This is a genomic window from Rahnella sp. ATs2 (assembly GCF_051851855.1).
Classification (GTDB): domain Bacteria; phylum Pseudomonadota; class Gammaproteobacteria; order Enterobacterales; family Enterobacteriaceae; genus Rahnella; species Rahnella variigena.
The window spans coordinates 35,844-59,535 of sequence record NZ_JBLYPL010000012.1; the positions used below are offsets into that span (position 1 = coordinate 35,844).

At 54.2% G+C, this 23,692-nt stretch carries 19 protein-coding genes and 1 tRNA gene; 13 read left to right on the forward strand and 7 right to left on the reverse strand.

All coding sequences use genetic code 11. The annotated features are described in order from the left end of the window. Positions 1-199: 199 nt before the first annotated feature. Positions 200-730, forward strand: coding sequence for a class IV adenylate cyclase (locus tag ACJY2G_RS14560; protein WP_430320457.1), 531 nt, complete (start codon positions 200-202; stop codon positions 728-730). A gap of 48 nt (positions 731-778) precedes the next feature. Here the strand turns inward: ACJY2G_RS14560 and ygfZ are convergent, their stop codons facing one another. Further along, positions 779-1,771 (reverse strand): tRNA-modifying protein YgfZ, encoded by a 993-nt coding sequence (gene ygfZ / locus ACJY2G_RS14565; RefSeq protein ID WP_112291253.1) that lies wholly within the window; start codon positions 1,769-1,771, stop codon positions 779-781. A 278-nt stretch (positions 1,772-2,049) separates the two neighbouring features. Between ygfZ and sdhE the strand changes: the two genes are divergently transcribed. Further along, positions 2,050-2,316: an FAD assembly factor SdhE gene (gene sdhE, locus ACJY2G_RS14570; RefSeq protein ID WP_112291258.1), complete on the forward strand. Its 267-nt coding sequence runs from the start codon at positions 2,050-2,052 to the stop codon at positions 2,314-2,316. Next, positions 2,297-2,749 carry a protein YgfX gene (locus ACJY2G_RS14575; protein ID WP_439291877.1) on the forward strand — a complete coding sequence of 151 codons (453 nt, stop codon included), beginning with the start codon at positions 2,297-2,299 and terminating at the stop codon, positions 2,747-2,749. The genes sdhE and ACJY2G_RS14575 overlap by 20 nt, the downstream gene beginning before the upstream one ends. 33 nt (positions 2,750-2,782) lie before the next feature. On the opposite strand, the gene fldB is transcribed toward ACJY2G_RS14575, so the two are convergent. Then, positions 2,783-3,301: a flavodoxin FldB gene (fldB, locus tag ACJY2G_RS14580; protein ID WP_112291250.1), complete on the reverse strand. Its 519-nt coding sequence runs from the start codon at positions 3,299-3,301 to the stop codon at positions 2,783-2,785. A gap of 110 nt (positions 3,302-3,411) precedes the next feature. On the opposite strand from fldB, the gene xerD reads away from it, so the two are divergent. From xerD to ACJY2G_RS14610, 6 genes are all read left to right on the forward strand, one after another. Continuing rightward, positions 3,412-4,371, forward strand: a complete 960-nt coding sequence (xerD, locus tag ACJY2G_RS14585) for a site-specific tyrosine recombinase XerD (RefSeq protein WP_430320459.1) — start codon at positions 3,412-3,414, stop codon at positions 4,369-4,371. A 25-nt stretch (positions 4,372-4,396) separates the two neighbouring features. Then, positions 4,397-5,116, forward strand: coding sequence for a bifunctional protein-disulfide isomerase/oxidoreductase DsbC (dsbC, locus tag ACJY2G_RS14590; protein ID WP_120163738.1), 720 nt, complete (start codon positions 4,397-4,399; stop codon positions 5,114-5,116). A gap of 6 nt (positions 5,117-5,122) precedes the next feature. Further along, positions 5,123-6,856 (forward strand): single-stranded-DNA-specific exonuclease RecJ, encoded by a 1,734-nt coding sequence (recJ, locus tag ACJY2G_RS14595; RefSeq protein ID WP_439291878.1) that lies wholly within the window; start codon positions 5,123-5,125, stop codon positions 6,854-6,856. A gap of 130 nt (positions 6,857-6,986) precedes the next feature. After that, positions 6,987-8,085 (forward strand): peptide chain release factor 2 gene (gene prfB / locus ACJY2G_RS14600; RefSeq protein WP_112291244.1). Its coding sequence is split into 2 segments (ribosomal slippage): positions 6,987-7,061 and positions 7,063-8,085, totalling 1,098 coding nucleotides; the frame shifts between segments, so codons are not numbered across the junction. Positions 8,086-8,094: 9 nt separating this feature from the next. Continuing rightward, a complete protein-coding gene (gene lysS, locus ACJY2G_RS14605) occupies positions 8,095-9,624 on the forward strand; it encodes a lysine--tRNA ligase (RefSeq protein ID WP_120163728.1) in 1,530 nt (509 codons plus the stop codon). Between the two features lie 150 nt (positions 9,625-9,774). Further along, positions 9,775-9,848: transfer RNA gene (locus ACJY2G_RS14610), tRNA-Gly, on the forward strand. 303 nt (positions 9,849-10,151) lie between these two features. Here the strand turns inward: ACJY2G_RS14610 and argG are convergent. Together argG and ACJY2G_RS14620 are read right to left on the reverse strand one after the other, a co-directional pair. Continuing rightward, positions 10,152-11,513: an argininosuccinate synthase gene (argG, locus tag ACJY2G_RS14615; RefSeq protein ID WP_112290320.1), complete on the reverse strand. Its 1,362-nt coding sequence runs from the start codon at positions 11,511-11,513 to the stop codon at positions 10,152-10,154. Positions 11,514-11,707: 194 nt separating this feature from the next. Next, entirely contained in the window at positions 11,708-12,184 is a 477-nt protein-coding gene (locus ACJY2G_RS14620; RefSeq protein ID WP_120163729.1) for an Lrp/AsnC family transcriptional regulator, read from the reverse strand. 133 nt (positions 12,185-12,317) lie between these two features. On the opposite strand from ACJY2G_RS14620, the gene ACJY2G_RS14625 reads away from it, so the two are divergent. Then, entirely contained in the window at positions 12,318-12,734 is a 417-nt protein-coding gene (locus ACJY2G_RS14625) for a DUF2000 domain-containing protein (RefSeq protein WP_120163730.1), read from the forward strand. Between the two features lie 65 nt (positions 12,735-12,799). Here ACJY2G_RS14625 and ACJY2G_RS14630 read toward each other — a convergent pair whose 3' ends face one another. From ACJY2G_RS14630 to ACJY2G_RS14640, 3 genes are all read right to left on the reverse strand, one after another. After that, entirely contained in the window at positions 12,800-13,984 is a 1,185-nt protein-coding gene (locus tag ACJY2G_RS14630) for a sugar transporter (protein WP_112290324.1), read from the reverse strand. Positions 13,985-14,156: 172 nt separating this feature from the next. Beyond that, on the reverse strand, positions 14,157-14,699 hold the full coding sequence (locus ACJY2G_RS14635; RefSeq protein ID WP_430320462.1) for a M15 family metallopeptidase: 543 nt from the start codon (positions 14,697-14,699) through the stop codon (positions 14,157-14,159). Continuing rightward, the gene (locus tag ACJY2G_RS14640) at positions 14,696-15,526 is read right to left on the reverse strand and encodes a gamma-glutamyl-gamma-aminobutyrate hydrolase family protein (protein ID WP_113877556.1); all 831 of its coding nucleotides are present in this window, start codon (positions 15,524-15,526) and stop codon (positions 14,696-14,698) included. The genes ACJY2G_RS14635 and ACJY2G_RS14640 overlap by 4 nt, the downstream gene beginning before the upstream one ends. A gap of 471 nt (positions 15,527-15,997) precedes the next feature. On the opposite strand from ACJY2G_RS14640, the gene ACJY2G_RS14645 reads away from it, so the two are divergent. The 3 genes from ACJY2G_RS14645 to ACJY2G_RS14655 are packed head-to-tail and all read left to right on the forward strand — an operon-like array spanning position 15,998 to position 23,655. Beyond that, a complete protein-coding gene (locus ACJY2G_RS14645; RefSeq protein WP_159282974.1) occupies positions 15,998-17,341 on the forward strand; it encodes an MdtA/MuxA family multidrug efflux RND transporter periplasmic adaptor subunit in 1,344 nt (447 codons plus the stop codon). Then, complete coding sequence (locus ACJY2G_RS14650) at positions 17,338-20,529, forward strand: efflux RND transporter permease subunit (protein WP_430320463.1); 3,192 nt, start codon at positions 17,338-17,340, stop codon at positions 20,527-20,529. Before ACJY2G_RS14645 ends, ACJY2G_RS14650 begins: the two co-directional genes overlap by 4 nt. Further along, positions 20,530-23,655 carry an efflux RND transporter permease subunit gene (locus ACJY2G_RS14655; protein WP_430320464.1) on the forward strand — a complete coding sequence of 1,042 codons (3,126 nt, stop codon included), beginning with the start codon at positions 20,530-20,532 and terminating at the stop codon, positions 23,653-23,655. It abuts the gene before it with no gap. Positions 23,656-23,692 lie beyond the last annotated feature (37 nt).

A 23,692-nucleotide genomic window follows, 5' to 3' on the forward strand; every position in this document is an offset into this window, starting at 1 on the left:
CTGGACTCTGGCCTCCGGCCTTTTCTGGCGTGATGTGAAAGGTGCATGCAACACCCGATGTGGGGAGTTTATCTGCTAATGACAGGAAATACGTGAAGGAGTGACAAAGAATTTGCGCCCGCTTCGCAGAATGTCATTGTAAGGTCATGGGATATTGATTAAATCAGATAAAAAGCGTGAACCATTAAAGGAGTAACGGATGGCCAGAAACATTGAAATTAAAGCCAGAATTGATGATTTTTCAGCGATGTATGAAAAACTTGCTCTGCTTGCCGACGGCTTGCCGGACATCATTGATCAGGACGATACCTTTTTTATCTGCCCGCACGGACGACTTAAATTACGCACTTTTTCGCCTGATCGCGGTGAACTGATTTTCTATCAGCGTCCGGATCAGGCAGGCCCGAAAACCAGTTTCTACCAGCTGACCGAAACTCAGGATCCGGACAGTCTGCGTGAAACTCTGACGCTGGCTTACGGCGCTGCCGGGCGGGTCATCAAACAGCGGACGTTATTTATGACCGGCCAGACCCGTTTGCATCTCGATCGGGTCAAACATCTTGGGGATTATCTTGAGTTTGAAGTGGTGCTGGATGAGAGCGAAACGCCGGAACAGAGCATTGCGATTGCTGAGGATTTACTGGAAAAGTTAGGCATTGAGCGGCAGGAACTGGTCGATCAGGCTTATGTTGATTTGCTCAATGCCAAAGGCAAACACCCTCACGATTAAGTGAATAATCACCGCCTTACGGATCGAAGGCGGTGATGTCAGTTACTGTTACTTCGTTTCTTCCAGCGAATACGGCAATGGCTGAATGCTCAGCTGACTGGTGGCATCTTCACGCACACGCAGATTAGCGTCGGCTTCAAGGTCATTATTCAGCACCGCCTGAACCCAAACCGTGCCGTCGCTGAGCTGAACGGCCGCCAGAACGGTACCGGTACGACGCCAGTTTTCCCCGAGTTGCAATTCAAGGTCATCTGCCGGAGCGGGCACTTTGCTCGCCTTGCCGGACAACCAGTAAAGCGCGCGTTTATTGGCGCCACGGTATTTTGCTCGCGCCACCATTTCCTGACCGGCGTAGCAGCCCTTGGTAAAGCTGATGCCCTCGAGCGCCTGAATGTTGGTCGCCTGAGGAATAAACTGAACGGCGTTTGGTGTATCAATCACCGGGAAACCGGCTTCGATATCCAGCGCCAGCCATTGCTGACTGTCGTTACGCTGCGCCTGCTCGCCTAATTCTTCGACCACCTGACGGGCTTTTTCCGGGCTGGTCACAATCAGGTAACGTTCTGCCGGCAGGGAGAAATGCAGCAGGGTGGTTTCATCCTGTTGCACGACCTGTTGCTCTGCCGTTGGCAATGTTGAAAAGAGACCTGTCAGCGCGGCGCTGGCCTGAAAACCTGCCACGCCGAGCAATACGACGTCGTCGTCAGCCGTGAACGTCACTTTAGAGAACACCGCGTATTTCTTCATTTCGGTTAACTGAGTGTCGCGCAAATTACGACGCTCAATAAACGCCATACCGTCGCCACGTTTGAACAGACGAAGGTTACTCCACATTTTTCCTTTCGCGTCACAATGCGCGCAAAGAACGTGGCTGTCGGCTGCCAGCGCATCGACATCCACAGTGACCTGACCTTGCAGGTACTTCATGGTGTCTGCGCCAGTCATGGTTACCAGCGCCCAGTCTTCCAGAGAGATCAACGTCAGCGGCAGATGAGACGACGCTGAAGGTTTTTGCGGTGGAAAGGGAAATTCGTTAGCCATTTTCTAATCCCGGTCAATGAAATGTGACTGATACCTCATGGTAAAAGAGCCCACCCGCTTTGAAAACAGTTATTGGTGCCTTTTACGGGATGCCTTCCAGAGAATGTAAAACATCCGACAGGTTTACAGCAGGTTTTACGGCACATCACGTAGATTGACAAAACAGGGCACTGAAAAGTTACGTTGCTTGACGTGCCGCTGGTAGAATCATCGCAGACATAAAGAAACTCACGTTCTGTATCCCAACAAAGAGCCTTGTTATGGAAAGCAAAAATCAACTGGATATTAATAACCGTTCCCGAGTTCACTGGGCCTGCCGCCGTGGTATGCGCGAGCTGGATATTTCTATCATGCCGTTTTTCGAGCATGAATATGATTCGCTGAGTGAGGCCGATAAAGAGGTGTTTGTCCGCCTGCTGACCTGCGATGACCCAGATCTGTTCAACTGGCTGATGAATCACGGCGAGCCAAACGATACCGAATTACAACGCATGGTTGCCCTTATTCAGACGCGAAACAAAGCCCGTGGCCCTGTGGCGATGTGATCTCAGGGTGTCCTGGCGCAGTCAGCTTTTCTCACTGGGATGTTACGGTGGGGTGATGCTGATGATTTTGCTGGCACCCTGGCCTGCGGGTTACTGGCCTTTCTGGATGACGCTGCTGTTGCTGGTGCTGTTTGAATGCATTCGTAGTCAGCGGCGTATCACGGCACGTACGGGTGAAATTGTTCTGACTGATGATTACCGTCTTTTGTGGCGAGGTCATGAATGGCAGATTAAACACCCGGTGTGGATGATAAGTCACGGCGCGTTGCTTTCACTGCGTCGGGAGAAACTCAAAGGCGGTCTGGCGCAGGCAATGCGCAGCAGAAGGCAGCGTTTGTGGCTTGCCTCGGACAGCATGAGTCAGGAAGAGTGGCGGCATTTGCGCCAGATACTGCTGAATACTCATCCGCGAAGCCCGGCAAAACCGGGCTGAAGTTGCGGCGTACCTGTTGCGGAAGGCGAGGCGTTACAGCAGGGCGTCCATTTCCAGCAGGATTTGCTCGCACCACTGTTGCAGGCGCTCTTCGGTGAGATCAAACTGATTCACATCGTCGAGTGCCAGTCCGACGAAATGTTTGCCATCGGCACTTAGCGGTTTCGGGCTGGTAAATTCAAAGCCTTCAGTCGGCCAGAAACCGATAAAGCGAACTCCCAGCGGCACCAGCTGATGGTAAAGCATCCCAAGCGCGTCAAGGAACCATTCGCCGTAGCCGAGCTGGTCGCCCATACCGTACATGGCAACAATTTTGCCGCGTAATTTAAGCGTAGGAAGTTGATTCCAGACGGCTTCCCAGTCTTCCTGAATTTCGCCGAAATCCCATGTCGGGATGCCGAGGATCAGGATGCTGTAGTCTTCCATCACATCAGGATCAACATCTTTAATGTTGTGCAAATCAACCAGTTCTTCGCCCAGAATGTCGCGAATTTTTTCCGCAGCCATTTCGGTGTAACAGGTGCTGGAACCGTAGAAAAGTCCAATTTTCATGCTTGTTGCCATAACGTCATAAGAATACGAATGGCAGGCAGTGTAGCAGATTTGGATGCATGAAAGGCATAATGGCTGGCGCAGTATGTGCTCAGGAAACAGGAGTCGGAATGCCAAAACAAGATAATGTGAACACTCAGGATGTGACCTCTGAGCAGGCTCTGCAAGCGGTGAATCAGGCGGATCAGAGCCTGACAGAACAGTTTCTGGATATGCTGTGGATTGAGCGGAATCTCGCAGAAAATACGCTCTCGTCTTACCGGCAGGATCTGAAATCTCTGCTGGGCTGGCTGCATTACAATAAGACCGATTTGCTGCATGTCAGTGCGGAAGATTTGCAGTCTTTCCTTTCCGAACGTATTGAAGGTGGTTACAAAGCCACCAGTTCGGCGCGGTTGCTCAGCGCGATGCGCCGTTTGTTCCAGTATATGAACCGCGAATCTGTACGTCAGGATGACCCGACAGCTTTGCTGTCTTCGCCAAAATTACCGCAGCGGCTGCCGAAAGATCTCAGTGAAGCGCAGGTCGATGCGTTACTGGCTTCGCCAAGTGTGGATGTTCCCCTGGAATTGCGCGATAAAGCCATGCTCGAACTGCTGTACGCCACCGGGTTGCGTGTTTCTGAACTGGTCGGGCTGACGCTCAGTGATCTGAGCCTGCGGCAGGGAGTGGTGCGGGTTATCGGTAAAGGGAATAAAGAACGCCTGGTGCCGATGGGCGAGGAAGCGGTGTACTGGATCGAGAATTATTTCGAGCACGGCAGACCGTGGCTGCTCAACGGTCAGTCGCTGGATATCGTCTTCCCGAGTAACCGCGCGCAGCAAATGACGCGTCAGACGTTCTGGCATCGTATCAAACACTATGCGATCCTTGCGGGCATTGATGCGGAACGTTTGTCACCCCACGTTCTGCGCCACGCTTTCGCCACTCACTTACTAAACCACGGTGCGGATCTGCGCGTGGTGCAAATGTTGTTAGGTCACAGTGACTTATCAACCACTCAAATTTACACCCATGTAGCGACTGAACGACTCAAACAGCTACATCAACAACATCATCCCCGCGCGTAACACGCCGGAGAGAAAGGACGACATGATGAAAAAAGGTTTACTGCTGCTGACATTCCTGACTGCGTGTATGAGCTCCGCGGTCCATGCTGACGATGCAGCAATCAAAGCCACACTGGGCAAACTGGGTATGAGCAATGCCGAGGTACAGCCTACGCCGGTAAAAGGCCTGAGCGCCGTTTCCACCGACAGCGGCACGATTTATATCACTGAAGATGGCAAGCATGTTTTGCAGGGGCCGATGTATGACGTCAGCGGCACTCATCCGGTCAACGTGACCAACAAAGCGCTGGTTAAAAAGCTGGATGCGCTGCAAAACGAGATGATCATCTACAAAGCTAAAAACGAAAAACATGTGATTACGGTGTTTACCGACATCACCTGCGGCTATTGCCACAAACTTCATCAGCAGATGCAAGAGTATAACGATCTCGGGATTACGGTGCGTTATCTGGCGTTTCCGCGTCAGGGGCTGAATTCTAAAACTGAGAAAGATATGCAGTCGATCTGGTGTACAGGTAACCGCAAAACCAGTTTTGATGCGGCAATGCGTGGTGATGACATCACATCAGCGACCTGCAAAACCAGCGATATAGCGAAACACTTTGAGCTGGGCGTGCAGTTTGGCGTCACCGGCACGCCGGCTGTGGTGCTGGCAGACGGTACTTTGATCCCTGGCTATCAGCCGCCAAAAGAAATGGCCGCCATGCTTGATCAGCAGGATCCTTCACATAAAACGGGTGGTTGATTTTTCGTGACCTTGCAGACTCAACTTCGCCGCCGTGAGGCAGCGACTGGCGTGGAACTTCCCGCCGATCTTTCCCCTTTGTTGCGCCGTTTGTATCTCGCCCGGGGCGTGAAAGAAAGTCAGGAACTTGAGCGCAGCGTGCGCGGAATGCTGCCTTATCAGCAACTCGACGGCATTGATACTGCGGTCGCGTTATTGCAAAAAGCGCTGGCTGAACGTCTGCGTATTATTATCGTCGGTGATTTTGATGCGGATGGCGCAACCAGCACCGCGCTGACGCTGTTGTCTTTACGCAGCATGGGCTGCGGGAATCTGGATTATCTGGTACCTAACCGTTTTGAAGACGGCTATGGCCTCAGCCCGGAAGTCGTCGAACAGGCAGCGTCACGCGGCGCAGAGCTGATCCTGACCGTTGATAACGGTATTTCATCTCATGCAGGCGTCACGCTCGCCCATGAAAAGGGCATTCAGGTGCTGGTCACCGATCACCACTTGCCAGGCGAAACGTTGCCGGATGCCGAAGCGATTATTAACCCGAATCTGGTCGGCTGCGAGTTTCCGTCTAAATCGCTGGCGGGCGTCGGCGTAGCGTTCTATCTGATGCTGGCGTTACGCAGTGCTTTACGTGACAGCGGCTGGTTCGAGCAAAACGGTCTGGCGATCCCTAATCTGGCTGAACATCTGGATCTGGTGGCGCTGGGAACCGTGGCGGATGTTGTGCCGCTTGATGCTAATAACCGCATCATGGTGTATCAGGGGCTGAACCGTATCCGTGCCGGAAAATGCCGGGCGGGGATCCGCGCGCTGCTCGAAGTGGCGGGGCGCGAAGCCCGCACATTGTGCGCCAGCGATTTAGGTTTCGCGCTCGGGCCACGGCTCAATGCCGCCGGACGTCTTGATGATATGTCGGTTGGCGTGGCGCTTTTACTCAGCGAAGATATCGGTCAGGCGCGTGCGCTGGCCAGTGATCTGGATGCGCTGAACCAGACCCGACGTGAAATAGAGCAGGGCATGCAGGTTGAAGCGCTGGCGCTGTGCGACAAACTCGAGCGGAGCACCGACGCGCTGCCGTTTGGGCTTGCGATGTACCATCCGGAATGGCATCAGGGCGTGGTCGGTATTCTGGCATCACGTCTGAAAGAGCGTTTCAACCGGCCGGTGATTGCGTTTGCTCCCGCAGGCGATGGCATTCTGAAAGGCTCCGGCCGTTCTATTGCGGGTTTGCACATGCGAGATGCGCTGGAACGTCTCGATACGCTTAATCCCGGTCTGATGATGAAATTCGGCGGGCATGCGATGGCTGCCGGTTTGTCGCTTGAAGAAAGCAAGTTCGACGAATTTCGTGACAAGTTCGCCGAACTGGTCGGTGAATGGCTGGATCCTTCACATCTTGAAGGCGTGGTCTGGTCGGATGGCGAATTGTCGGCTCATGAACTGACAATAGATACGGCTGAAATGCTGCGTGACGGTGGTCCGTGGGGACAGGCGTTTCCTGAACCGACGTTTGACGGCACCTTCCGCATCCTGCAACAAAAACTGCTGAAAGAACGCCATCTCAAACTGATGATCGAACCGGTCGGCGGAGGCCCGCTGCTCGACGGTATCGCCTTTAACATTGATCCGACGTTTTGGCCGGACAGCAGTATCCGCGAAGTGCAGCTGGCGTACCGGCTGGATATCAATGAATTTCGGGGAAATCGAAGCGTTCAGTTGATCATCGAACATTTATGGCCGAAATAAGCGATTTTCACCCGCAATAAACCCTGCAAAAAAACGGCTCGTTGCTATAAAAAGACCGCTAATTCCGTTAGAATCGGCGGTTCGAATGGCATTGGGCCAACTCCGAATCTAACGTAAGACGCGAAAAATCATGTTTGAAATTAATCCGGTTAAGAACCGCATTCAGGACCTGTCCGAGCGGACAGTCGTTCTTCGGGGGTATCTTTGACTATGATGCCAAGAAAGAACGCCTCGAAGAAGTAAACGCCGAGCTGGAACAGCCGGACGTCTGGAACGAGCCAGAACGCGCACAGGCGCTGGGCAAAGAACGTTCCTCTCTGGAAGCTATCGTTGAAACCATCGATGAGTTGTTGCAGGGCGCGGAAGATGTGACCGGCCTGCTGGAACTGGCTGTTGAAGCCGACGATGAAGACACGTTCAACGAAACGGTTGCCGAACTCGATGTACTGACCGCCAAACTGGAACAGCTGGAATTCCGCCGCATGTTCTCCGGCGAATACGATAACGCGAGCTGCTATCTCGATATCCAGGCGGGTTCCGGTGGTACGGAAGCGCAGGACTGGGCGAGCATGCTGCTGCGTATGTATTTGCGCTGGGCAGAAGCCAAAGGTTTCAAAACTGAGGTTATCGAAGAATCTGACGGTGAAGTCGCAGGGCTTAAATCTGCAACCATCAAGATTATCGGTGATTACGCGTTCGGCTGGCTGCGTACAGAAACCGGCGTTCATCGCCTGGTGCGTAAAAGCCCGTTCGACTCCGGTGGCCGTCGCCATACGTCTTTCAGTTCCGCGTTTGTGTATCCGGAAGTGGATGATGATATCGAAATCGAAATTAACCCTGCCGACCTGCGTATCGACGTATACCGCGCGTCCGGTGCGGGTGGTCAGCACGTCAACAAAACGGAATCTGCGGTACGTATTACTCACCTTCCGACCAACATTGTGACTCAGTGTCAGAACGACCGCTCCCAGCATAAAAACAAAGATCAGGCCATGAAGCAGATGCGTGCGAAGCTTTATGAGTATGAGATGCAAAAGAAAAATGCGGACAAACAGCAGCTGGAAGACAACAAGTCTGACATCGGCTGGGGCAGCCAGATTCGTTCTTACGTGCTGGACGATTCCCGTATCAAAGATTTACGCACGGGCGTCGAAACGCGAAATACGCAGGCCGTACTGGATGGCGACCTGGATAAATTCATTGAGGCAAGTTTGAAAGCCGGGTTATGAGGAACCAAAATGTCTGAGCAACAACCAGCAGCGCAAAGCGCAGAAAACGTACCAGATCTTAACAACGAGCTTAAAGCTCGTCGTGAGAAGCTGGCTTTACTGCGTGAATCCGGTATCGCTTTCCCTAACGATTTCCGTCGTGACAGCATCTCTGATGAATTGCATGCGAAATATGGCGAAAAGACCAACGAAGAACTGGAAGCATTAAACATCGAAGTCACCGTCGGTGGCCGTATGATGACCCGCCGTATCATGGGCAAGGCATCTTTTGTGACCTTGCAAGATGTCGGCGGCCGTATCCAGCTTTACGTTGCGCGTGATGACCTTGCGGAAGGCATCTACAACGAGCAATTCAAGAAATGGGACCTGGGCGATATCCTGGGTGCGACCGGTAAACTGTTCAAAACCAAGACCGGCGAACTGTCGATCCATTGTTCTGAACTGCGTCTGCTGACCAAAGCACTGCGTCCGTTGCCGGATAAATTCCATGGCCTGCAGGATCAGGAAGCGCGTTACCGTCAGCGTTATCTCGACCTGATCGCTAACGAAGATTCCCGTAAGACCTTCAAAATCCGTTCTCAGATCATGTCTGGCATCCGCAGCTTCATGGTGGAAAACGGCTTCATTGAAGTCGAAACCCCGATGATGCAGGTGATCCCTGGTGGCGCAGCGGCACGTCCGTTCATCACCCACCACAATGCCCTCGACATCGACATGTACCTGCGTATCGCGCCGGAACTGTATCTGAAGCGTCTGGTTGTTGGTGGCTTCGATCGCGTATTCGAAATCAACCGTAACTTCCGTAACGAAGGCGTTTCTCCGCGTCACAACCCAGAGTTCACCATGATGGAACTCTACATGGCGTACGCGGATTACAAAGACCTGATCGTTCTGACTGAAACCCTGTTCCGCACGCTGACTGAATCCGTTCTGGGCAGCAGCGTTGTGCAGTACGGCGATCAGACTTTCGATTTCGGCAAGCCTTTCGCCAAGCTGACCATGCGCGAAGCGATCTGCAAATACCGTCCGGAAACTCATGTTGCTGATCTCGACGATCTGGCTAAAGCGACCGCTATCGCAGAATCTATCGGCATCAAAATCGAGAAGAGCTGGGGTCTGGGCCGTATCGTGACCGAGATCTTCGAAGAAACCGCTGAAGCACAGTTGATCCAGCCAACCTTCATTACCGAGTATCCGGCAGAAGTTTCTCCGCTGGCGCGCCGTAATGACGAGAACCCTGAAATCACTGACCGTTTCGAATTCTTCATCGGCGGCCGTGAAATCGGTAACGGCTTCTCTGAGCTGAACGATGCAGAAGACCAGGCACAGCGTTTTGCTGATCAGGTTTCTGCGAAAGATGCAGGCGACGACGAAGCGATGTTCTACGACGAAGACTACGTAACAGCGCTGGAACACGGCCTGCCACCGACAGCCGGTCTGGGCATTGGTATCGACCGTATGGTTATGCTGTTCACCAACAGCCACACCATCCGCGACGTTATCCTGTTCCCGGCAATGCGTCCGCAGACACAAAAATAAGTTTCATCAGAAACCACAAAAGGGCGCTCCGGCGCCCTTTTTCATGCCGCAGATCACGCCATACGCTAACTGCTTAAAACTCCAGCGTTTATCCGCAATCACGCCTTGCTCCGCCGTCGTAACCGGTTATAATGCCAGTCGCACACCGATGCGGGTGTAGTTCAATGGTAGAACGGCAGCTTCCCAAGCTGCATACGAGGGTTCGATTCCCTTCACCCGCTCCAAAAGCTTCTTCCTTAAATCTGTTCACTACCCTACAAAATTCACTACCCAATATCTTTTATTCGTATTGCCTGAACGTCGTTTTCACACATCTTAAATTTGATCCCAGAACAAAAATTCGATACCGATCAGCTCCCTCTCCTGCGAAGGGGAGGGTTGGGGTGGGGTATTAAGGTCAGATCGGAATGCGGAAGCTTTTGCTATTTTATGGTTTGCGAAACCCCCTCCCAGCCTCCCCCTTCGCAGGGGGAGGAGCACACAAGGGACTTCTGCAACTTCTTGCAAATTGTTTAAACCAACAGCAATTACTTATTCTTCACCTGCAATCCGCGTGGCAGATTATTGTTATCCACCTGCGGTAAACCGGTAGAGGCGGAAGAAGTCAGCAAGCCTGTCTCAACGTAGTTTTGCAGTTTCTCGCGGGTATCGGTGATATCCAGGTTACGCATGGTCAGCTGACCAATACGGTCATCTGGTGAGAACACAGAATCGCCTTTTTCCATGGTCAGGCGCTCTGGTTTGTATGTCAGGTTCTCAGACACGGTATTCATGATGGTGTAATCATTACCGCGACGCAGTTCCAGAGTGACTTCACCGGTGATTTCACTGGCGACCCAACGCTGAGCGGAGTCACGCAGCATCAGCGCTTGTGGATCGAACCAACGGCCCTGATACAGCAGACGACCCAGAACACGGCCATTTGCGTGATATTGCTCGATGGTGTCTTCGTTATGAATACCGGTCAGCAGACGCTCGTAAGCGATGTGCAGCAGCGCCATTCCCGGAGCTTCGTAGATGCCACGGCTTTTGGCTTCGATAATACGGTTTTCAATCTGGTCGCTCATACCCAGACCATGACGGCCACCGATGCGGTTGGCTTCCATCATCAGCTCAACGCTGTCGTCAAAAGTCACGCCATTCAGCGCAACAGGGTAGCCACGTTCAAAACGGACAACCACTTCTTCCGCTTTCACGACCACGTTCTCATCCCAGAATTTCACGCCCATAATCGGATTAACGATTTTGACGCCGGAATCGAGGAATTCCAGATCTTTGGCTTCGTGCGTCGCGCCCAGCATGTTGGAGTCGGTTGAGTAGGCTTTCTCGGTCGACATTTTGTAGTCGAAACCAGACTGAATCATGAATTCGGACATCTCATGACGGCCGCCGAGTTCATCGATAAAGTCGGTATCCAGCCACGGCTTATAAATTTTCAGTTCAGCATTGGTCAGCAGACCGTAACGATAGAAACGCTCAATATCGTTACCTTTGTAAGTGCTGCCGTCACCCCAGATATTCACGCCATCTTCTTTCATTGCGGCAACCAGCATGGTGCCGGTCACAGCGCGACCCAGCGGCGTGGTGTTGAAATAAGTCACACCGGCGGTGGTGTTATGGAATGCGCCACATTGAATGGCGGCAATGCCCTCAGCAACCAGTTGTTTACGGCAATCAATCAGGCGGGCTTTCTCTGCACCGTACTCCATCGCTTTACGCGGAATGGCATCGTAATCTTCTTCATCAGGCTGACCCAGGTTTGCCGTGTACGCATAAGGGATCGCGCCTTTTTTCTGCATCCACAGCAGCGCCGCACTGGTGTCCAGACCGCCGGAGAACGCGATACCGACACGCTGATTGATAGGAAGGTGCTTGAGAATAGTTGTCATCGATTAAATCCTGTATGAATTAGGTCTGTCTGCTAAAGGTTTCAATGCCTATATTGATAACGCAAAACCGGTTTCAGGTAAAAGGGATTCTGCATATTTATGTAAATTTTATCGCATAACTATCTATTTGTCATGTTGGCCAGGAAGTGTTTTATTCAACATCGTTCAGCATTTTGCCATACCCTCGAATGTCCTTAAATCCCTTCCAGTGGCAACACATCCAGCGGTTTCACCTCCCGGAGTACAAACGAGGTTTGCATCTCTTTAATCCCCGGTAACCGGCGCACGACTTCCATCGCGAAGCTGGAAAAACTGTCGAGATCTTTCGCCACCACCTGCAACAGAAAGTCCGCATCACCAGCAATTGCATAGCAGGCAATCACTGAGGGCAGCGCGCCGACTTCCTGCTCAAAACGCCGGGCATCTTCCTCGCTGTGGCTGTCGATTTTCACCCGGATAAATGCCAGCAGCCCCAGCCCGATTTTTTTCCGGTCAATGTTCGCCTGATAACCGGTGATCACACCGCTGTCTTCCAGCTGTTTCATGCGCCGCCAGCAAGGCGAGGCAGCCATGCCCACTTTTTCCGCCAGCTCCTGATTGGTCATTCTGCCGGAACTCTGTAGTTGTCTAAGAATGCGAAGGTCTGCCGGCGAAATTTCAGATACAGACATAATCTGCCTTTTAAATGTGATTATGGGGAAGGGATGACCAGATTAGGGCATTTTATCGCGTAAAAAGAAAGCACCTTTCCGCGGCTCAACGCTATCATTTTTGTCATCAATGATGATGAAAAGGGCGGACAAAATGGCAGATAACCTGCGGGTGGCAATTATCCTCAATCCCGAACTTCCACCGGGATTACTGGCGAACACGGCAGGCGTAATTGGTATCGGATTAGCAGCAAAATTCCCGATGCTGGCGGGCAGTTCGCTGACTGATGCAAAGGGCGTCATGACCGATACTATCTCTAAAACTCCGCTGCCCATTCTGCAGGCAACGCCGGATCACATTAAGGCGCTGATGTTCAAAGCGCTGGACGCAGCAGGCGAGCGCAGCGTGGTGCCGTTCCCGGCATTTGCGCGCACGATGCATCAGTTCGAGCAATACGAAATGACATTTCCGCTGCGGGATTTATACGATGAAGTGCTGGATGGCGTGGGTCTGGTCGGGCCGGAAAAATGGATTAAATCGCTGACGGGGAATCTGAAGTTATTGCGATAATTCCTTGAACATTCAGGCATAAAAAAACCGGCAGATGTGCCGGTTTTCCTTTTCAAGTCCCGATATCAGTTCGTTACTTTCAGCTGCGGATAGCGTTTAAAAATCGTCAGACACCAGACCAACGCGATGCAGCCGATCAGCCCGCCCGCATAGCCGACGTTGCTCATTTCCAGATGCAGACTCACCTGATTCCCGATCAGCGCGCCCGCGCCTATACCAATGTTATAGATGCCGGAAAGCAGCGCCATTGAAACGTCCGTTGCATCGGTCGCCAGCGCCAGCACGCGCACCTGCAGTGCCAGGCCGATAATCATCATTGCCAGCCCCCAGATCACACAAAGGACTGAAATAGCGACCGGATTCATCACCGCCACAAATAACAGCAACATGCTGAGGGTGACCAGCAAGATCGGGCCGCTGAGCATCGCCGCCGGGAAGCGGTTGCCAAGCACACTGAACGCAATGCTGCCGAGAATACCTGCGCCACCAAAAATCAGCAGCAGGAAGGTGGTGAAGTTTTCACCCATATTCGCGACGGTCTGGATAAACGGCTCGATGTAGCTGTACGCCGTGTAGTGAGCAGTCACTATCAGTGCAGTCAGCAGATACATGCCGACCAGCGCCGGACGACGGAATAACATCGGCACGCTTTTCAGTGAACCGGTATGTTCACTTGGCAGCGGCGGCAACAGTTTGATCAGGCAAATCAGCGTCAGCAGCGCAACGATGCCGATGCTCATAAAGGTGGTGCGCCAGCCGAGGTATTGTCCGATCAGGCGTCCCAGCGGTAAGCCCAGCACCATCGCCAGCGCGGTACCGGTGGCTAACATACTGAGCGCCTGTGTTTTTTTACCGGCCGGTGCGACACGGATTGCCAGTGATGCGGTGATCGACCAGAAAATCGCGTGGGCGAGGGCGATACCGACGCGCGAGGCGACCAGACTCCAGAAATCCCAGGCCACGACCGAAAGAATATGGCTGGCGATGAATATCACGAAGATGACGATCAGTAAGCGCTTTCGCTCAACATTGCGGGTCAGCAGCATCAGCGGCAGTGACATCAGCGCCACAACCCAGGCGTAGATGGTCAGCATCAGACCGACCTGTGCGGTCTTCATGTTGAAACTGGCGGCGATATCGGAAAGTAATCCGACAGGCACGAATTCAGTGGTGTTGAAGATGAACGCGGCAATAGCCATCATCACAACGCGGAGCCATGCTGTCCTGCGCGAAACGGTATCTGATTGCATTGAAATTTATGACTTATAAGAAGATGTTGGGATCAGGCATCTGTCTGGCAGACACCTGTTGAGGGCATAGTGTGTTTTATTTGTGCTAAAAATGAAACAGAAAATTGGCCTAACAGATAAATGTTTCGACGACAATTTTAGTTATGGAAACTGAGACGCAGGTCACTGTGTTTTATTGCGGATGCCAGCACCAGTGCCACGGCTCATAAATAAAGCCCCAGGGATTATTCAGCGGAAAGGACATCACGAAACCGAAGCGGGCGGCATGAGTTTGCAGCCACCGAAAAGCGTCTGTTTCGCCAAAAACGCCGGTCACTTCGTCGCAGCCGGGGGTATTGATATCTATAGCGCGACCGGTGTGATGTTCGCTGCATCCGGGCGGCGCCAGCGAGGTGAAGAAATCTTCCGGTGGGATGCCTGCCTGTTGTTTGATGCGGATTAATCCCGCCTGATAATCCAGACTGCGAAAAGCAGAGACCAGATAAATGCCCACGCCGTCGGCGGCAGCCTGTTGTTTCATCTGATGCCAGGCGGCAGCAGCGGGGGAGATCAGCCGGTAAACTTTGCCGCTCTCTGCGTCGGTTTCAGTATCCTCCAGTAAGTACTCACTTACTTCTTCAAAGTAAGGCAGCGTACGGTGTGCGATAACCTGCGGGTCGATGCCCAGATCATGCAGTATCTGGCCGGTTCTGATTTTAAGCGCCGCCTGATTCACGCCTGCTCATTCCCCGGACGGGAAATCGCGTCGTTCATCGCTTCTGTCATGGCTTTACCTGCTGTGCGCATTGACTGCTGATAGCGCGACGATGCTGCGACAAAGGCTTTCAGCAGTTGCGTATCCTGCTGATGTTGCTGATATTCAGGGTGCCATTGCACGCCCAGGCAGAAATCATACTCCTCGCACTCAATGCCTTCGATCACGCCGTCAGGCGCATAAGCATTCACAATGCAGCCGGGGCCGACCGATTTCACCGCCTGATGATGCGAGCTGTTGACCTCATAATGATCCCGATCGACGCAGCGGCTGAGCAGCGAACCTTCAACAATCTCTACAGGATGACGGGCGCGCTTTTTGCCGCCGGCGTTTTCGGTATCGACGGTCGTGCTGTGTTCAAGGGCATCGGGCAGTGCATCGGGAATGTGCTGATGAAGCGTGCCGCCGGTTAACACGGCAAGCAGCTGCTGACCGCCGCAAATCCCCAGCAGCGGCATATTGCGCTGCATGGCACCTTTGACGATGGCTTTTTCAAATTCAGTACGGGCCGGTTTCAGACGCACCTGATCGCTGGTCTGTTGCTCATTAAAGAGTTCAGGCGGAACATCAAACGCGCCGCCGGTCACGACAATACCGTCGCACATCGACAGATATTCATCCGCCAGTTCCGCGTGGTGCGGCAAAGCCAGCGGCACTGCGCCCAGCTCTGCCAGACTTTTCAGGTAGTTTTGACGCAGGGCATACCAGGGAAAATCGGCGTAGCCACCGGCTTCCTCACTGTCCAGCGTTACCCCAATCACCGGTCTGGATTGAAATTTTTTCTGCATTCGCCTGAATCCCTTTCAAGAAGATGAAAACCAATCAGAAAATTCACCTTATCAAGCCGTGGTCGGCGCAAACAATATAAATTATCAATACATCCAATTTTCGGGATTTACCTCTGATTTTATAACCAGTTAAGGTGAGCGGGCAGGTTAAATTTCACGCTAATCCTGCGTTTTCCTGACAAAATTCCACGACTGGCTGACACTTCATAATGATTTTCTGTCTGTGTCTTCAATATTCATTCTCATTTAGTTCTTAACATTAAAGGGTCAGAAAGGATAAATTGGTGCGTATAATTCATCCGGCTGAATGAAATAAAAATTCTTAATTGCTAACGAAATCTTTACGTTGTCCTAAAAACAGCCGGTGAGCCTTTTAGGGATAATGTGTTTTTGACTGATATTGAAAATCTCTGGTTGAAGGTCATTTTTCAGCTGCTTTCTCCTCTTTAATACTGCGAAACCAAGAAATTTATGCTGCCGACTGCCTCGTCTCGTTCCAAAAAACGCACTCTCGTGTGGGTTATCGTCGCCATTATCGTTGCTGCGATCCTGGTCTGGTTCTTTGCTTTCCATCAAAGTGCTTCCGACTCATCTGCCCATAAAAAGCCGGGCCGCGGCGGAATGCGTGCGATGCGCGGCCAGATGATGGCCGGAATGGCCACACCGGTGCAGGCCGGAAAAGCCACGCAGGCCGATGTGCCGGTGTATCTGCGTGCGCTGGGTACCGTTGTCGCCAACGCGACAGTCACGGTCACCAGCCGGGTGGATGGTCAGCTGATGAAGGTGTATTTCACCGAAGGGCAGAAAGTCGAGCAGGGGCAGCTGTTGGCGCAGATTGATCCGCGCAGTTATCAGGCCACGCTGGAACAATATCAGGGTGATTTGGCGCAGAATCAGGCGCTGTCGAAAAGCGCTGAACTGACGCTGGCGCGTTACCGCAAACTGTATGCGCAAGATTCCCTGGCACGTCAGGATCTGGAAAGCCAGATTGCAACCGCCGGTCAGTATGCCGGTGCAGTGAAAGCCGATCTGGCACAAATCGCTGCCGCCAAGCTGAATCTTGAGTTCGCAAAAATCACCGCACCGGTCAGCGGACACGTTGGTCTGCGTCTGGTCGATCCGGGCAACATGGTCACCAGCAGTTCCACCACCGGCATTGTGACGATTACTCAGACCCAGCCGATTGCCGTCACCTTCAGCGTGCCGCAAAGCAATCTGCAAACCTTGCTTAAAGCGTTGCGTGGCGGCAATCAGTTGCCGACGACTGCCTTTGACCAGAGCGGCAGCGAAGTGCTCGGACAGGGCAAACTGCAATTTATCAGCAACGAAATTGATACCAGCACCGGCAGCATTAAACTGAAAGCGCTGTTCGATAATGCCGATGAAAAACTCTATCCGAACCAGTTTGTGAATGCCCGCTTACAGGTCGCGACCCTGAAAGACGCCACGGTGATCCCGGCGGCAGCATTGCAACTGAGCAGCGACGGCGATTTCGTGTATGTGGTGAAAGCCGACAGCACCATTGAGCGCCGCAGCGTGAAATCCGGGCCAGACTTTGGTGACGATCAGGTGGCGATTTTGTCCGGTGTGAAGCCGGGCGAGCAGGTGGTGACTACCGGTATTGACCGCCTGAACAATGGCACCAAAGTCGAGATTGTCACGCCGAATTCCGGTGAAGCTGCAGCAGCGGACGGCTCGTCTAAAGCCCGCGAGCAAAGTGGCGGTGTGGATAAAGCCACCACCGGTGCCGACAAAACTGTCGCCGCGCCCGATGCAACTCCAAATACAGCCGGTAAAGACAGCGGGTCTAAATGAATCCTTCACGCCTCTTTATACTCCGGCCGGTCGCGACCATTCTGCTGATGGTCGCCGTGCTGTTGTCGGGGATTTTCGCCTACAACATGCTGTCGACCTCGGCACTGCCGCAGGTCGATTATCCGACCATTCAGGTGACCACGCTGTATCCGGGCGCCAGTCCGGATGTGATGGCATCAGGAATTACCGCGCCGCTTGAGCGTCAGCTCGGTCAGATGGCCGGTCTGAGCCAGATGTATTCCACCAGCGCCAGCGGCTCTTCGATTATCACGCTGAAATTCTCGCTGGATTTGTCCCTCGACGTGGCCGAGCAGGAAGTCCAGGCGGCGATTAACGCCGCGGACAGCCTGCTGCCCAGCGATTTACCGAATCCGCCGACCTACAAAAAAGTGAACCCGGCAGATGCCGCGGTGCTGACCCTGGCGGCGACGTCCGAATCCCTGCCACTGACCAAAGTGCAGGATCTGGTCAACACCCGCGTGGCGCTGAAACTGTCGCAGATTTCCGGCGTCGGTATGGTCACGCTGGCGGGCGGTCATCAGCCTGCGGTTCGCGTGCAGGTCGATCCGCGTAAACTGGCGGCGCATAACCTCAGTCTGGAAACCATCAATACGCTGATCGGCAACAGTAACGTCAACGGCTCGAAAGGGGGCTTCGACGGCCCGCATCATTCGATCACCATTGATGCCAACGATCAGCTGCGCACCGCCGCCGAATACGGCAACCTGATCGTCAATTACGAAAACGGGGCAGCGCTGCGTCTGCGCGATGTCGCGACGCTTTCCGAAGCGCCGGAAAACCAGTACCTGTCTGCCTGGGCGAACAAACAACCGGCCATTATTATCAGCGTGCAGCGCCAGCCGGGTGCCAACGTGATTCAGGTGGTGGACGCCATCAAAGCGCAACTGCCGAAATTGCAGGAAGCGCTGCCGGAATCGGTCAAAATCAGCGTGATTTCCGACCGTACGCAAACTATTCGCGCCTCGATCAGCGACGTCCAGTTCGAACTGTTGCTGTCTGTCGCGCTGGTGGTGATGGTCACCTTCCTGTTCCTGCGCAATGTCGCCGCGACACTGATCCCGAGCGTTGCGGTGCCGCTCTCGCTGGTCGGCACCTTTGGCGTGATGTACCTGTGCGGTTTCAGTCTTAACAACCTCTCGCTGATGGCGCTGACTATCGCCACCGGTTTTGTTATCGATGACGCCATCGTGGTGGTCGAGAATATTTCCCGACGCCTCGAAGAGGGCGAAACGCCGATGCAGGCCGCGCTGAAAGGCTCGCAGCAAATCGGTTTCACCATTATTTCCCTGACGTTCTCGCTGATTGCGGTGCTGATCCCGCTGCTGTTTATGGGCGATGTGGTCGGGCGCTTGTTCCGCGAATTCGCCATCACGCTGGCGGTGTCGATACTGGTGTCGATGGTGGTGTCGCTGACGCTTACACCGATGTTGTGCGCCTATTTACTGCGCCACACGCCGGAAGAAAAACAGAGCAAGTTTTACCGTAAAGGCGGCGAGTTCTTCGACAAAATGATCGCCGGTTACGACCGCATGTTGATCGTGGTGCTCAATCACCAGAAGCTCACCCTGCTGGTTGCCGCCGCCACTCTGGTATTTACCGCGTTGCTGTATGTGATTGTGCCAAAAGGCTTCTTCCCGTCGCAGGATACCGGGATGATCCAGGGGATCACCCAGGCGTCGCAGGATGTCTCTTTCAGTGAAATGGGACGCCGCCAGCAACTGCTGACCGCGGCCATTCTTAACGATCCGGATGTGGAAAGCGTGTCGTCCACCATTGGCGTGGACGGCAATAACACCAGCCTGAACAGCGGGCGTTTGCAGATCAGCCTCAAATCTTTCGATGAGCGCAGCGAACGTGCGCCGGCAATCATTGCGCGTCTGCAACAGGAGACGGCCAACGTGCCGGGCATCGAACTGTACATGCAGGCTTCGCAGGATCTGACCGTGGACGATCAGGTCACGCCGAGCCAGTACCAGTTCACGCTGGATGATTCTGACAGTGAAAATCTGGTGGAATGGACGCCTAAGCTGATTGAAAAACTCAGCACGCAGCCGGAGTTCAGCGAAGTGGTCAGCAACCTGCAAAATCAGGGGCAGATTGCGTATGTAGAACTGGACCGCGATGCCGCCGCCCGTTACGGCATTACCGCTTCAGACGTCGATACCGCGCTGTACAACGCGTTCGGCCAGCGGCTGGTTTCCACCATCTTTACCCAGGCGAACCAGTACCGCGTGGTGCTGGAAGTCGCCCCGGAGTTCCAGCAGTCACCGGCTTCGTTTGATGATGTGTATCTGGCGACCAACAACAGTTCTTCGAGCAGCGGCACGGTAGCGACAGCGACGACGACGACGACCACAACGTCGGACAGCGGTAACCCGACCACCAATTCCGGTGCGACTAACGGCATGGTGAAACTGACGTCGATTGCCAAAATCCATATGCGCACCGGCGCACTGTTGCAGGCGCGCCTCAACCAGTTCCCGGCGGTCACTGTCTCCTTTAACCTCAAAGACGGTTATTCGCTGGAACAGGCGCAGCAGGCGATCAAAACCACCGTGGCCGATATCGCCATGCCGGACAGCATCACTTTGCGTTATCAGGGTGCGGCGGCGTCGTTTGAAAGTGCCACCGGCAACACGCTGTGGCTGATCCTCGCCGCGCTGCTGACCATGTATGTGGTGCTCGGCATTCTGTACGAAAGCTTTATTCATCCGGTGACCATTCTGTCCACGCTGCCGTCGGCGGCGGTGGGCGCGTTGCTCTCGCTGATCTTTGCCGGTACGGAATTCAGTCTGATCGCATTGATCGGGGTGATCCTGCTGATCGGGATCGTGAAAAAGAACGCCATTATGATGATCGACTTTGCGCTGGATGCGGAAAACAAACAGGGGCTGTCGCCGCGTGAGGCGATCCATCAGGCCTGTTTACTGCGTTTTCGTCCGATCATGATGACCACCATGGCCGCACTGCTCGGCGCTCTGCCGCTGATGCTGGCGAGCGGATCCGGCGCGGAACTGCGTCAGCCGCTGGGACTGGTGATCGTCGGCGGTCTGATCTTCAGTCAGATTCTGACACTGTTCTCCACGCCGGTGATTTACCTGATGTTTGACCGGCTTTCTCACCGACTGAATCCGCGTCATCGCCGCGCAGCGAACCAGGCGGAATAAATGAATATTTCGCGTTTCTTCATCTTCCGTCCGGTCGCTACTATGCTGCTGACGCTGGCGATACTCCTGCTCGGTTTGCTGGGATATCGCCTGCTGCCGGTTGCGCCGCTGCCACAGGTGGATTTTCCGACCATTCTGGTCAGCGCCAGTCTGCCCGGTGCCAGCCCTGAAACCATGGCGGCAACGGTGGCGACGCCACTGGAAAGGGCGCTCGGGCAAATCGCCGGTGTGACGGAAATGACCTCACGCAGCTCGCAGAGTTCGACCAGCGTTATCCTGCAATTCGATCTGGATCGCGATATCAACGGCGCGGCGCGCGACGTACAGGCGGCGATCAACGCCTCCCGCGCCTTGCTGCCGAGCAGCATGCCGTCGCTGCCGACCTATCGTAAAGCCAACCCGTCTGATGCGCCGATTATCATGCTGGCGCTGACGTCGGCTACGCGCAGTAAAGGCGAGCTGTACGATATCGCCTCGAGCCAGCTGCAACAGAAAATCGCGCAGGTGAACGGTGTCGGCCAGGTTTCGCTGGTCGGTTCCGCGCTGCCGGGGGTGCGCATTGATTTGCGTCCGGAAGCGATCACCTCTTACGGAATTTCCCTCGACACCATTCGCACCGCCATTGCCGACAGCACCAGCAACCTGCCAAAAGGGCTGCTGCAGGGCTCGGATCAGTCGTGGATGATTGAAGGTAACGGCCAGCAAAGTACAGCCGCGCAGTACAAAACGCTGATCGTCACCTACATCAACGGCTCGGCAATCCGCCTGAGCGATATTGCCAATGTGTATGATTCCGTTGAAGATAAATACAACGTCGGTTATTACAACAGCACACCGTCGGTCATGATCGGCGTGACGCGTCAGGCTGGCGCGAACATGCTGGAAACCATCGAGGCGATCAAGGCCGCGCTGCCGCTGATGAAAGAAAGTCTGCCGGGCGACGTGCAGCTTAATCTGGCGCTGGATCGCTCGCCGAACGTTTCTGCTTCCCTGCGCGATACCGAAATGACCTTGCTGGAAGCCACGCTTCTGGTGATCGCCGTGGTGTTTGTGTTCCTGCGTAACTGGAATGCGGTGCTGATCCCGGCGGTGGCGCTGCCGGTTTCGCTGATCGGCACCTGCGCGGTGATGTATCTGCTCGGCTACAGCCTGGATAACCTCTCGCTGATGGCGCTGATTATCTCCACCGGTTTCGTGGTCGATGACGCCATTGTGGTGCTGGAAAATATTACGCGGCACATCGAGGAAGGGCTGGGGCCGGTGCGGGCCGCGCTGAAAGGCGCGCAGGAAGTCAGTTTCACCGTGCTGTCGATGACGCTTTCACTGATCGCCGTTTTCATCCCGATCTTGCTGATGGGCAGTATCGTCGGGCGTCTGTTCCGCGAGTTTGCGGTGACGCTGAGTGTCTCGCTGATCATCTCGATGCTGGTGTCGCTGAGCCTGACGCCGATGCTATGCGCGCGTTTCCTCAAACGTAAACCGCCGGTGGAAAAACGTCAGCCGCGTATTTACCGCATGATTGAACGCGGGCTGAACAAATTGCTGGCGGCGTATTCTGCGGCTCTCGGCTGGGTAATGCGCCATCAGCTGATCACGCTGGTCGGCCTGTTCCTGACGATCCTGCTGAATTTCTATCTGTATACCGTGGTGGAAAAAGGCTTCTTCCCGGATCAGGACACCGGCATGCTGATGGGCATGTTACGTGCGGATCAGAACACCTCGTTCCAGTCGATCCAGCCGCAGGTGCTGAAATACAGCAAGATCATTCAGGACGATCCGGCGGTAGAAGCGGTGATGAGTTCAGCGGGCAGCGGCGGTTTTGGTTCACGTAACACCGCGACTTTCTTTGTACGTCTGAAAGATTTCGACAAACGCACCGCGACGGCCAATCAGGTGGCTAACCGTCTGATGATGGCGACTGGCAAAGAACCGGGCGCGCAGTTGTTCCTGATGGCGGCGCAGGATCTGCATATCGGTGGACGCAGTGCCAACGCCCAATATCAGTACAGCCTGCAATCTGACGATCTGTCCTTGCTGCGTGAATGGGCGCCGAAGGTGCAGAAAGCGCTGGCGAAACTGCCGCAACTGACCGGTGTGGATTCCGATGCGCAGACCGGCGGGCAGGAGATCATGCTCAATATCGACCGGGATCGTGCCACGCAGCTTGGTGTGAATGTGAAGATGATCGACACGCTGCTCAATAACTCCTTCAGCCAGCGGCAGATCGCCACGATCTACAAAACGCTAAACCAGTATCACGTGGTGATGAATCTGACGTCCGATTACACCAGTAATCCTGATGTCCTGCATCAGCTGTATGTCGTCACAGATTCCGGTAATCAGGTGCCGCTGTCGGCGTTTGCTACGTTCAGCGGAGCCAATGCGCCGCTGTCGGTTTCCCATCAGGGACAGACGGCGACCACCACCATTGCGTTTAACCTCGCCGATGGCTATGCGCTGGAAGATGCGCAGGCCGCGCTGAAAACGACGATGGCGCAGATTGGTTTGCCGGATACCGTTCATGGCAGTTATGCCGGTACCGCGCAGGCGTTTGAAGCGCTGGCCAGTTCCATGCCGTGGCTGATCCTGGCGGCGCTGGCGGCGGTGTATATCGTGCTGGGTGTGCTGTATGAAAGCTATATTCACCCGCTGACCATTCTTTCCACGCTGCCGTCTGCCGGGCTGGGGGCGCTGTTGCTGATGCTGGTAACGGGGACGCAACTGACGGTGATCGCACTGATCGGGATCCTGCTGCTGATCGGTATCGTGAAAAAGAACGCGATCATGATGATCGACTTCGCACTCGACGCTGAACGGCGGCTGGGTCTGACGCCGCAACAGGCGATCACTCAGGCCTGTCTGATGCGATTTCGTCCGATCCTGATGACCACGCTGGCTGCATTCTTCGGTGCATTGCCGCTGGCGCTGGGCAGCGGCGGTGATGCGGATCTGCGCAGTCCGCTGGGGCTGGCGATCGCCGGTGGTCTGGCGCTGAGTCAGGTTCTGACGTTATTCACCACGCCGGTCGTTTACCTGTATATGGATCGCACCAGCCGCGCGACGCATCGTCTGTGGCACCGCCTGCGTCCTCACACGCCGCCGCCGGAGGCCCGGACCCATGACTGATCATGAAACTAAGCACACTGAAACTTATCACCCTGAA

Bases quoted from the DNA above. Each gene is read 5' to 3' on its own strand.
- ACJY2G_RS14560 (WP_430320457.1), top strand. From the start codon at position 200: ATGGCCAGAAACATTGAAATTAAAGCCAGAATTGATGATTTTTCAGCG.
- ygfZ (WP_112291253.1), bottom strand. From the start codon at position 1,771: ATGGCTAACGAATTTCCCTTTCCACCGCAAAAACCTTCAGCGTCGTCT.
- fldB (WP_112291250.1), bottom strand. From the start codon at position 3,301: ATGAAAATTGGACTTTTCTACGGTTCCAGCACCTGTTACACCGAAATG.
- xerD (WP_430320459.1), top strand. From the start codon at position 3,412: ATGCCAAAACAAGATAATGTGAACACTCAGGATGTGACCTCTGAGCAG.
- dsbC (WP_120163738.1), top strand. From the start codon at position 4,397: ATGAAAAAAGGTTTACTGCTGCTGACATTCCTGACTGCGTGTATGAGC.
- lysS (WP_120163728.1), top strand. From the start codon at position 8,095: ATGTCTGAGCAACAACCAGCAGCGCAAAGCGCAGAAAACGTACCAGAT.
- argG (WP_112290320.1), bottom strand. From the start codon at position 11,513: ATGACAACTATTCTCAAGCACCTTCCTATCAATCAGCGTGTCGGTATC.
- ACJY2G_RS14620 (WP_120163729.1), bottom strand. From the start codon at position 12,184: ATGTCTGTATCTGAAATTTCGCCGGCAGACCTTCGCATTCTTAGACAA.
- ACJY2G_RS14625 (WP_120163730.1), top strand. From the start codon at position 12,318: ATGGCAGATAACCTGCGGGTGGCAATTATCCTCAATCCCGAACTTCCA.
- ACJY2G_RS14630 (WP_112290324.1), bottom strand. From the start codon at position 13,984: ATGCAATCAGATACCGTTTCGCGCAGGACAGCATGGCTCCGCGTTGTG.
- ACJY2G_RS14640 (WP_113877556.1), bottom strand. From the start codon at position 15,526: ATGCAGAAAAAATTTCAATCCAGACCGGTGATTGGGGTAACGCTGGAC.
- ACJY2G_RS14645 (WP_159282974.1), top strand. From the start codon at position 15,998: ATGCTGCCGACTGCCTCGTCTCGTTCCAAAAAACGCACTCTCGTGTGG.
- ACJY2G_RS14650 (WP_430320463.1), top strand. From the start codon at position 17,338: ATGAATCCTTCACGCCTCTTTATACTCCGGCCGGTCGCGACCATTCTG.
- ACJY2G_RS14655 (WP_430320464.1), top strand. From the start codon at position 20,530: ATGAATATTTCGCGTTTCTTCATCTTCCGTCCGGTCGCTACTATGCTG.